The sequence below is a fragment of the Hydrogenophaga sp. genome, from assembly GCF_051007235.1.
Classification (GTDB): Bacteria; Pseudomonadota; Gammaproteobacteria; order Burkholderiales; family Burkholderiaceae_C; genus Hydrogenophaga.
On record NZ_JBPCSJ010000108.1, the window covers coordinates 1 to 4926 of the forward strand.

At 67.1% G+C, this 4926-nt stretch carries 4 protein-coding genes; 3 read left to right on the forward strand and 1 reads right to left on the reverse strand.

Going from position 1 to position 4926, the window contains the following annotated elements:
• From ACR2JA_RS04040 to ACR2JA_RS04050, 3 genes are all read left to right on the forward strand, one after another.
• Positions 1 to 655: IS5 family transposase (locus ACR2JA_RS04040; RefSeq protein WP_434007836.1), on the forward strand; the 655-nt coding region annotated here is incomplete at its 5' end.
• 321 nt (positions 656 to 976) lie between these two features.
• On the forward strand, positions 977 to 2368 hold the full coding sequence (gene trkA / locus ACR2JA_RS04045; protein ID WP_434007837.1) for a Trk system potassium transporter TrkA: 1392 nt from the start codon (positions 977 to 979) through the stop codon (positions 2366 to 2368).
• 4 nt (positions 2369 to 2372) lie between these two features.
• Positions 2373 to 3833: a TrkH family potassium uptake protein gene (locus ACR2JA_RS04050; protein WP_434007839.1), complete on the forward strand. Its 1461-nt coding sequence runs from the start codon at positions 2373 to 2375 to the stop codon at positions 3831 to 3833.
• Between the two features lie 205 nt (positions 3834 to 4038).
• Here ACR2JA_RS04050 and ACR2JA_RS04055 read toward each other — a convergent pair whose 3' ends face one another.
• Entirely contained in the window at positions 4039 to 4746 is a 708-nt protein-coding gene (locus ACR2JA_RS04055) for a glutathione S-transferase N-terminal domain-containing protein (RefSeq protein ID WP_434007838.1), read from the reverse strand.
• Between the last annotated feature and the right edge of the window lie 180 nt (positions 4747 to 4926).

Below are 4926 nucleotides of genomic sequence, written 5' to 3' on the forward strand. Positions count from 1 at the left end.
TGCGCCTGACGGGACCACGCTGTTGAAGTTTCGCCGCCTGCTGGAGCAGCACAAACTGGGCGAGGCCTTGTTTGCCAAAGTGGGGGAGGTGCTGCAAGCGCGGGGCTTGACGGTGGGCACCGGCACCATCGTGGACGCCACCATCATCGGCGCACCCAGCTCGACCAAGAACGCGGACAAACAGCGCGACCCCGAGATGCACCAAACCCGCAAAGGCCAGCAGTGGTATTTCGGGATGAAGATGCACATTGGCGTGGACAGCCGCACCGGGCTGACGCACAGCGCCGTGGTGACGGCAGCCAACGTGCACGACAAGCACCCGCTGCCCGATCTGCTGCATGGCAATGAGCGGCGCGTGTATGGCGACAGCGCCTATGCCAGCCAGAAGGCGTTGATCGGATCGAAGGCCCCCAAGGCCCGGGACTTCACCAACCGGCGCGTGCGCAGGGGTGGCGAGATCAACGAGGCCGAGCGCTCCAGGAACCACAACAAGTCCAAGGTTCGTGCACGGGTCGAACACGTCTTCGCCGTGGTCAAGCGGCTGTGGGGCTTTGCCAAGGTGCGCTACCGAGGCCTTGCCAAGAACGCCACGCGCTCGTTCGTGGTGCTGGGTTTGGCCAATATCTACCTGGCGCGACAGCGCCTCATGGCATGAGTGCGTCCGTTGCGCGCTCCAAGTGCGCAAGCAATGTTGGTAGGGCCAGGAAACCCGTTCAAATCGCCAGGCTTGCCCGCGTCAGTGCCCCATCGGGCTGCGGACCACTCAATTCGCCTACTTGTTCAGCGCAGCCTTAACTGCCCCTCACTCACCAAAAGCCACTCCGTCGCGCGTGCCTCATTCCAGGATGCGGTGGAACCGGCTTTGCCGGGCCACTCGCATTGCCCCCTGGGGGGGAGACGCCGAAGGCGGCGCGGGGGGGCATCCCGCGGCGCGGGGGGGGCCCATCCCGCGGCGCGGGGGGTACGATCCAGCCTTATGAAGATCATCATTCTGGGCGCCGGGCGCGTCGGCGAAAGCGTGGCCGAGAGCCTGGTCTCCGAGCAGAACGACATCACCGTCATCGACCAGGACCCCGCCCGCCTGCGCCTGCTGGAAGAGCGGCTCGATCTGCGGGGCGTGGTGGGCAACGGCATCCAGCCCTCGGTGCTGGCCGAGGCGGGGGCGCGCGATGCCGACATGGTGATCGCCTGTGCCGCGGCCGACGAGGCCAACCTCGTGGTCTGCAAGGTGGCCCACGACGTGTTCAACGTGCCCACCACCATCGCCCGCCTGCGTTCACCCGAGTTCGTCGAGGGCCATGACCTGCTGGGCAAAAGCGGTTTCGCGGTGGACAACGTGATCTGCCCAGAAGAGTCGGTCACGCGCTACATCCACCAGCTCATCAGCTACCCCGAGGCGCTGCAGGTGCTGGAATTCGCCGACGGCCGCGCCAGCCTGATCGTGGTGCGGGCCACCGCCGGCAGTGCGCTGGTCGACCACACCATCGGCGAGTGCCGCGACCGCTTCCCGCACGCCGAGATGCGCGTGGTCGCGCTCTACCGCCAGGACACCGAGGTCGAGACCACGCCGCAGACCCGCATCCTGCCGGGCGACGAGGTGTTCGTGCTGGCCGACGCCGAACGCATCCGCATGGTGCTGGGCGCCATGCACAGCGCCGACAAGCCGGTTCAGCGCCTGATGATCGCCGGCGGCGGCAAGGTGGGCCTGCGGCTGGCGCGCAGCCTCGCGGGGCAGTGCGAGGTCAAGCTGATCGAGCAGGACAAGCGCCGCTGCGAATACCTGGCCAGCCAGTTGCCGTCGAACATGCTGATCCTGCACGGTGACGGGGCCGACGAGGACCTGCTGCTCGAAGAGAATGTGGGCGACATGGACCTGTTCCTGGCGCTGACCAGCGACGACGAGGACAACATCATGTCCGCCATGCTGGCCAAGCGCCTGGGGGCGCGGCGCGTGCTCTCGCTCATCAACCGCCGTGCCTACGCCGACATGATGCAGGGCAGCACCATCGACATCGCGATCTCGCCCTCGCAGGCCGTCATCGGCGAGCTGCTCACCCACCTGCGCCGTGGCGACGTGGTGGCGGTGCACAGCCTGCGCCGCGGCGCAGCCGAGGCGCTGGAAGGCGTGGCCCGCGGCGACGCGAAGACCTCCAAGCTGGTGGGGCGCCGGGTGGAGGACATCCGCCTGCCCAAGGGCGCGCGGATCGGCGCCATCGTGCGCGGCCAGGGGCGGGGTTCGCAGGTGCTGATGCCGCACCACGACACGCTGATCGAAACCGACGACCACATCATCATCTTCATTCCCCACAAGCGGCTGGTGCGCGAGGTGGAAAAGCTGTTCCTGGTCGGCGCCACGTTCTTCGGTTGAGTCGCTGTCCATGCTGCTGCCGGTCCTCAACATCTTCTCGCGCATCCTGTTCGCGTTCGCCTTCACCTACCTGGTGCCGCTGACCTGGGCCTGGTTTCTGGACGCGCACCACCATGTGCTGGTGTGGGCGGGCGGGTTTGCGCTCACCGCGGTCAGTGGGCTGCTGCTGTGGCTGGTCTCGCACCGCCACCGGCGCGAGCTGCAGGCGCGCGACGGCTTTCTGCTGGTCAACCTGGTGTGGATCGTCCTGCCCGCCTTTGCGGCCGTGCCGCTGATGTTCACCGTGCCCGACATCGACGTGGCCAAGGCCTATTTCGAGGCCATGAGCGCGCTCACCGCGACCGGGGCCACCGCGCTCTCGGGGCTGGACGCGCTGCCCGTCTCGGCCAACGTCTGGCGCTGCTTCCTGCAGCTGGTGGGGGGGCTGGGCATCATGCTGCTGGTGGTGGCGGTGCTGCCCATGCTGGGGCTGGGGGGCTACCAGGTCTACAAGGCCGAAACCCCCGGCCCCATGAAAGAGGCCAAGTTCACCCCGCGCATTTCCGAAACCGCGCGCGGTCTGTGGGGCGTGTACTTCGGCTTCTCGGCCGCCTGCCTGCTGGCCTACCGCTGGGCTGGCATGGACTGGGCCGACGCCTTCATGCACATGTGCACCACCATGGGCCTGGGCGGTTTCTCATCGCACGACGCGAGCATCGGCCACTTTCAGTCGCCGGCGGTGGAATGGGTGGCCACCGTGTTCATGGCGGCGGCGGGCATCAACTTCGTGCGCTACTTCATCGTCATCCGCAGCCGCTCGCTGCGCCCCATCGCCAACGACCGCGAGATCCGCACCTACGCCGCCGTGCTGGTGGTGTCCATTGCGCTGATCTACCTGCTGTTGCTGGCCCACCGCATCTACCCCGAGCCCATGGACGCGCTGCGCAGCAGCGCCTTCCACGTGCTGTCGCTGGCCACCACCACCGGCTACGCCACCACCGACTACGCCCAGTGGCCCGTGTTCGCTCCGGTGATGCTGATGTTCCTGGGCACCTTCGTGTCGTGCGCCGGCTCCACGGGCGGGGGCATCAAGATGGTCCGTATGGTGCTGCTGATCAAGCAGGCGCGGCGCGAGCTGGTGCGCATCATCCACCCGCGGGTGGTCAACCCGGTCACGCTGGGCGGGGCGGTGCTGCCGCCGGCGGTGATGAGCGCGACCTACGGCTTCATGCTGATCTACGGCGCCGTCACCATGGGCCTGACCATGGTGCTGCTGTTCACCGGGCTGGACATCGTCACCGCCTTCAGTGCGGTGGTCGCCACCGTCAACAACATCGGCCCCGGACTGGGGCTGGTGGGGCCGGCCAGCAACTTCGGTGTGCTCAACGACGTGCAGATCTGGGTGCTGAGCTTCGCCATGCTGCTCGGCCGGCTCGAACTGCTCACCGTGCTGGTGCTGTTCACGGGCGCGTTCTGGAGGAAGTAGGGAACACCCCCCTGCGCCGCTGCGCGGCTTCCCCCCTCTGTGGCGCGCCTTCGGCGCTTCGAGGGGGGACGCACCCTGTGGCCCGGCGGAGCCGGTTCCACGGGTGCCCTGGGATGAAAGCCCTTCGCTCGTTTCGTTTGTACGGGTCCTGGCGGAGCCGGTTCCACCGCATGCTGGCCGGGCGCCCTTCGCTCGTGGCGTTTCTTCAGTTCGGCGCGGCGGGGATGGCCAGGCCTTTTTGCACCGCGGGACGGGCGACGAAATTGGCGAGCACGCGTTGCACCTCGGTGAACTCGGCATAGCCCACCAGGGCGCCCACCTTGTATTTCTCCACCAGGTTGCGCACCCAGGGCCAGATGGCGATGTCGGCGATGGTGTATTCATCGCCCATGATCCAGTTGCGGCCCTTGAGCCGCTGGTCCAGCACACCCAGCAGGCGTTTGGATTCGGCGGTGTAGCGGTCGCGCGGGCGTTTGTCCTCAAAGTCCTTGCCGCCAAAGATGGTGAAGAAGCCCACCTGGCCGAACATCGGGCCCACCCCGCCCATCTGGAACATCAGCCACTGCAGCGTCTCGTAGCGGCGCGCCGGGTCGGCGGGCAGGAACTGACCCGTCTTCTCGGCCAGGTAGACCAGGATCGCACCCGACTCCCACAGCGCCAGCGGCTGGCCGCCCGGCCCGTTCGGGTCCAGGATGGCCGGGATCTTGTTGTTCGGGTTCAGCGACAGGAACTCGGGCGAGAACTGGTCCTGCGTGTCGAAGCTCACGCGGTGCACCTCGTAGGGCAGACCCAGCTCTTCCAGCAGGATGGACACCTTCACCCCGTTGGGCGTGGGCAGGCTGTAGAGCTGCAGGCGTTCCGGGTGCAACGCGGGCCACTTGCGGGTGATGGGGAAGGACGACAGATCGGACATGGTGCGGTGCTCCTCTTGAGACAGGGCCTGCCACGCTACCACCGCTACCATTGGCTGGCTGAAAACAGCAACCATCTTGATGAACCCGTTACTGAACCGCAGTGAAGTCGTTGCGCCAAGGCGACTTGGAGCGGGCGATGGCGTTGAGGATGACCAGCAGCTTGTGCATGCAGGCCACCA

Excerpts from the sequence above, each read along its gene's own strand:
- trkA (WP_434007837.1), top strand. The coding sequence starts at position 977 with ATGAAGATCATCATTCTGGGCGCCGGGCGCGTCGGCGAAAGCGTGGCC.
- ACR2JA_RS04055 (WP_434007838.1), bottom strand. The coding sequence starts at position 4,746 with ATGTCCGATCTGTCGTCCTTCCCCATCACCCGCAAGTGGCCCGCGTTG.